Annotated in this window: 7 protein-coding genes; 1 reads left to right on the forward strand and 6 read right to left on the reverse strand. The window is 57.5% G+C overall.

Going from position 1 to position 3,894, the window contains the following annotated elements:
• Nucleotides 1-170: 170 nt before the first annotated feature.
• The 5 genes from B3V69_RS16970 to B3V69_RS16990 all read right to left on the reverse strand — a co-directional run bounded on the left by B3V69_RS16970 (nucleotide 171) and on the right by B3V69_RS16990 (nucleotide 2,712).
• On the reverse strand, nucleotides 171-473 hold the full coding sequence (locus B3V69_RS16970) for a helix-turn-helix domain-containing protein (RefSeq protein ID WP_296448182.1): 303 nt from the start codon (nucleotides 471-473) through the stop codon (nucleotides 171-173).
• Between the two features lie 14 nt (nucleotides 474-487).
• Nucleotides 488-661, reverse strand: a complete 174-nt coding sequence (locus B3V69_RS16975) for a hypothetical protein (RefSeq protein WP_349679228.1) — start codon at nucleotides 659-661, stop codon at nucleotides 488-490.
• Between the two features lie 156 nt (nucleotides 662-817).
• Complete coding sequence (locus B3V69_RS16980; RefSeq protein WP_296448183.1) at nucleotides 818-1,177, reverse strand: hypothetical protein; 360 nt, start codon at nucleotides 1,175-1,177, stop codon at nucleotides 818-820.
• Entirely contained in the window at nucleotides 1,164-1,397 is a 234-nt protein-coding gene (locus B3V69_RS16985; RefSeq protein ID WP_296448184.1) for a toxin-antitoxin system TumE family protein, read from the reverse strand. Before B3V69_RS16985 ends, B3V69_RS16980 begins: the two co-directional genes overlap by 14 nt.
• Before the next feature lie 259 nt (nucleotides 1,398-1,656).
• Nucleotides 1,657-2,712 (reverse strand): porin, encoded by a 1,056-nt coding sequence (locus tag B3V69_RS16990; protein WP_296448185.1) that lies wholly within the window; start codon nucleotides 2,710-2,712, stop codon nucleotides 1,657-1,659.
• 259 nt (nucleotides 2,713-2,971) lie between these two features.
• On the opposite strand from B3V69_RS16990, the gene coq7 reads away from it, so the two are divergent.
• Nucleotides 2,972-3,604 carry a 2-polyprenyl-3-methyl-6-methoxy-1,4-benzoquinone monooxygenase gene (gene coq7, locus B3V69_RS16995; RefSeq protein ID WP_414707568.1) on the forward strand — a complete coding sequence of 211 codons (633 nt, stop codon included), beginning with the start codon at nucleotides 2,972-2,974 and terminating at the stop codon, nucleotides 3,602-3,604.
• A gap of 14 nt (nucleotides 3,605-3,618) precedes the next feature.
• Here the strand turns inward: coq7 and B3V69_RS17000 are convergent.
• A partial coding sequence (locus tag B3V69_RS17000; protein ID WP_296448186.1) for an OsmC family protein occupies nucleotides 3,619-3,894 on the reverse strand: 276 nt, incomplete at its 5' end.

Below are 3,894 nucleotides of genomic sequence, written 5' to 3' on the forward strand. Positions count from 1 at the left end.
CGTGCCCAGATCGACGAGACGCTCGCCGAGTTGCGCGTCATCAACGCCAGCTGCCGCAGGCACCTGGCATCACGTCGGCGCGTCGCAAAAGCGGCCACCTGACATCACCGCTGCAGATCGCCACTCATCATGCAACTTTGCGAGGTTTGCGACATTCAAGAGACAATTATTCACGTTGCCAGCCTGATCGCCTCCGGTGAACGCGCAGCAATGCGCAGCAACGTCTTGGCAGCACCCGATGGTTCGCGTCGGCCTTGCTCCCAGTCTTGCAAAGTGCGTACCGATACGCCCAGCAAGGTTGCAAATTCGGACTGCGAAACGCCTACCTTTGTCCGTGCCTCAGCGGCAGGCGTAAGCGCCACCACAGAAGTGCGTGCCGCCTTGCCCGCCTTCATTTGTCGCACGGATTGCAGCAGATCGTTCTGGAATTGCTCCATTTCTTTGTCCACCGCCTTGTCGATTGATTTAGCCATTTTCCACCTCGTCTCTAAGTTTTGCCACCACGACTCCAGCGCACCTTGCGGCAACCATTGGAGCCAGGCACCACATCACCCGCCAGCGGGTTGGCCGCAATCCAGTTGATGAACTCGGTGCGCTCAGCTTCCGACCACACACCTGCTGCGTACCTTTGGAAAATCTCGGTTTCAGAAACTGTGTGCATGGCAATAATTATACGGCAATGCCGTATTAAATTAATGAACTCGTGATTTCGTCATCAAAGTTGAATGTTAAGTGGCGCGCAATTGAATGTTGAGTGGCGTTCCGCAACCGCTTCATTCCAGTGTGTACTGGGCCCCTGTAAGGAACATTCACCCTTTCAGGCCGCCATCAGCAACACATTGGCCCGCAGCTCGTCCCATGGCGCGGTCAGTTTGCGGCCGTCGCGCATCAATAGTCCGGCTGCCTCAAGAGTAGCCACGTCCTGGTACACGTTCTTGTAATCTCGGCTTAGTGCCTGGGCCAGCGCCCGAACATTGCCAGCACCGTGTTGGCGGACATGGCGCAGCAACTCAAGGCGGCGCGGGGACAAGGTGTCGAGCATGGTTTGCACGTCGAGAAACATCACGTGGGTCTCGTTCACCTGTTCGCCCGCTGCGGTCCGATTCCATGCGCCAGCAAACCGCTTGCCCATGTCGGCCAGCGTGCCCACATTCGCTTGAACTTTACTTGTCGTCATTGTGTTCACCTCTTACTTTTTCAACATCTGCCAAAAAGTCGGTCACCATCTTCTCCACGCTCACGAACTTGTAACGGGTTTCCACGTCACGAAGGTGTTTGTGGTCACTCTTGCCCCGCTCGTTGTCATAGCCCACAACCCGCTGACCATCGCGGCCATAAAACAGACTGTACTTTAAGCCGTGCGGACGCTCGGTCGTGGCGTGTGGCAACTCCGCCATTCAAGAGCTGGAACAAAAACGTGCCCAGATCGACGAGACGCTCGCCGAGTTGCGCGTCATCAACGCCAGCTGCCGCAGGCACCTGGCATCACGTCGTCGCAGCGCAAAACCAGCGACCTGACATCGCTGGCGTGCATGCCAGCGTGTACTTGGTTCCGAGTAAGTGCGCCCATGCTGGGCGCACAAAAAAAGCCCCGCTGTCCTTAGACAGCGGGGCTTTTTCGCTTTAATTCAGCTACTGGCCAGGCCAGCGACCAAATTAGAACAGGTGACGCATACCGAGAGCGGTCGTTTGGGTCTTGCTACCGGAGCTAAGAGCCGTGTTGTCAAGCTTGTTGTAGACACCGGTCTTGACGTACAGAGCGGTACGCTTGCTCAGGTCATAGGTCACGCCAACAACGTAGTCATTACCGGATTGGCCGTCCACAACACCAGCAGCAACGACGGTGTCTTGCGTATTGCGGCCATAGGCAGCCAAGATGGTGACTGCGCCCATAGGCACGGACACACCCAAGTTGGCCTCAGTTTTCTCATTGAAAGCAGGGAAGGTGGTGAAGCCGGGGTTTGACTGGTTTTTGTCACGAATGTAATTGGCAAACAGCTTGGCAACGCCAAAGTCGTAAGTTCCACCGATGGTAGCACCAGTATTCTCGAGATCCACGCCAGCAGCGGTGGACTCAGTCTTGCTGTAGGCAGCTGTCACCATCAAAGGACCTGCAGCGTAGTTAACCTTCAGGCCAGTGACACCGCTGGTAGCGTTAGCAGCTGTGGTGCCAGTGTCATTGCGACCCAGCATCAGCATAGCGCTAAAGCCGCCCATCGCGGGGGTGCTGTACCAAACTGCATTGCTGGCGCGAACGCCGTCCGTGAACAAGTTCACGGTGTAAGCGCCGCCGGTGCCGAACACGTCGGTAGAGTTGGTGCTCAAGAACATGGGGGTGTAGAAACGACCCACCATCACGCTACCGAAACCACCGGACAGACCAATTGTGGAAATACGGTCAAAGGCAGTGGCTCCAGCACCAGCACTGGTACCGGTAGTACCTGTGTCAATCTGAACATCTGTTTCAAGGTTGAAGTTGGCGCGCAAACCGCCGCCCAGATCTTCAGAACCGCGCATGCCCCAGTAGCTGGTGGCCAAGCCGTTGTTGTTGATACCGTTGTCGCGTGCTTCAGTAGAAACACCAGCAGCAGTTGTAGTAGTAGTGGTGTTGGCGGAATAGCCAGCATCCAGACGGCCGTACAGGGTGACGGTGGATTGTGCAAAAGCACCGGTGGCAGCCAGGGCAGCCAGGGCAATGAGAGTTTTTTTCATGTCAGGAATTCTCCAAAGGTTAAACATGGGGCGCCGGATGGGAGTTTCGGATCCCCGGGCCAACCTCCTATTTCAGGAAGTTGGACGTATTGAACCAGAGGCGGGGGGGCTTGGCAAAGAAAACGAGGGTAAAAATGGGCAAATTTCACTCTTTCGTTGCAGGAATGCGACAAAGCGGTATTTTGATATTTTGGTGACCTCAAGAGCGAACTGCACAAACAAGACATTCGCCTGGTCTATAGTGGCGAAGGAAATCAAAATGCGTATGAACCAGACCGACGAACTTCTTGCCGCCGCCGATGCCGCCTTGCGCACCCTGTTTGCCACGCCACGCGCCGCCCAGGCCTGCCCGACGCTGCCGATGGAGGCCACGGAGCTGTCGGCCGCCGAAAAAGTGCAGGCGGGGGCTCTGATGCGGGTCAACCATGTGGGCGAGGTGTGTGCCCAGGCGCTTTACACGGCGCAAGCATTTGCTACCAAAAACGAAGCACTCCGTGCCCATTTTATAAGGGCTAGCGCCGAAGAAACCGACCATTTGGCGTGGACACGGCGGCGTCTGGAGGAGCTGGGAGACCGCCCTTCCCTGTTCAACCCGCTGTGGTACGCCGGTGCCTTTGGGCTGGGCCTGCTGGCCGGGCGCTTGGGCGACCGGCTCAGCCTGGGTTTTGTGGTGGAAACTGAAAATCAGGTGGAAGCGCACCTGGAAAGCCACCTGACGCTGCTGCCAGTCAATGACCATGCCTCGCGCGCCATCGTGGCGCAGATGAAAGAGGACGAGGCGCGCCATGCGCTGGATGCCACAAAGGCCGGGGCCATCGAGCTGCCGCAAGCCGTGAAAAGCATGATGCGCGCCGCCGCCAAGGTCATGACGACAGTGGCGCACCGGATTTAACGCACCGGCCTGACTCAGGACTCGATCAGTTCAAAGCTGGTGCTAATGTCGGCGGTTTTGGCCAGCATGATGCTGGCTGAGCAGTATTTCTCATGGCTCATGGCAATGGCACGCTCCACCGCGACGGCCGGGATGCCCTTGCCCGTGACGGTGAAATGCATGTTGATGCGGGTGAACACCTTGGGATCGACCTCGGCCCGCTCAGCGGTGAGCTTGACCGAGCAGCCGCGCACATCGTGGCGACCGCGCTTCAAGATCAGCACCACGTCGTAGGCGGTGCAGCCGCCGGT

The organism is Rhodoferax sp. UBA5149, assembly GCF_002413825.1.
In the GTDB taxonomy this organism is placed as follows: domain Bacteria; phylum Pseudomonadota; class Gammaproteobacteria; order Burkholderiales; family Burkholderiaceae_C; genus Rhodoferax.

Excerpts from the sequence above, each read along its gene's own strand:
- B3V69_RS16985 (WP_296448184.1), bottom strand. The coding sequence starts at position 1,397 with ATGGCGGAGTTGCCACACGCCACGACCGAGCGTCCGCACGGCTTAAAG.
- B3V69_RS16970 (WP_296448182.1), bottom strand. The coding sequence starts at position 473 with ATGGCTAAATCAATCGACAAGGCGGTGGACAAAGAAATGGAGCAATTC.
- B3V69_RS16975 (WP_349679228.1), bottom strand. The coding sequence starts at position 661 with ATGCACACAGTTTCTGAAACCGAGATTTTCCAAAGGTACGCAGCAGGT.
- B3V69_RS16980 (WP_296448183.1), bottom strand. The coding sequence starts at position 1,177 with ATGACGACAAGTAAAGTTCAAGCGAATGTGGGCACGCTGGCCGACATG.
- B3V69_RS16990 (WP_296448185.1), bottom strand. The coding sequence starts at position 2,712 with ATGAAAAAAACTCTCATTGCCCTGGCTGCCCTGGCTGCCACCGGTGCT.
- coq7 (WP_414707568.1), top strand. The coding sequence starts at position 2,972 with ATGCGTATGAACCAGACCGACGAACTTCTTGCCGCCGCCGATGCCGCC.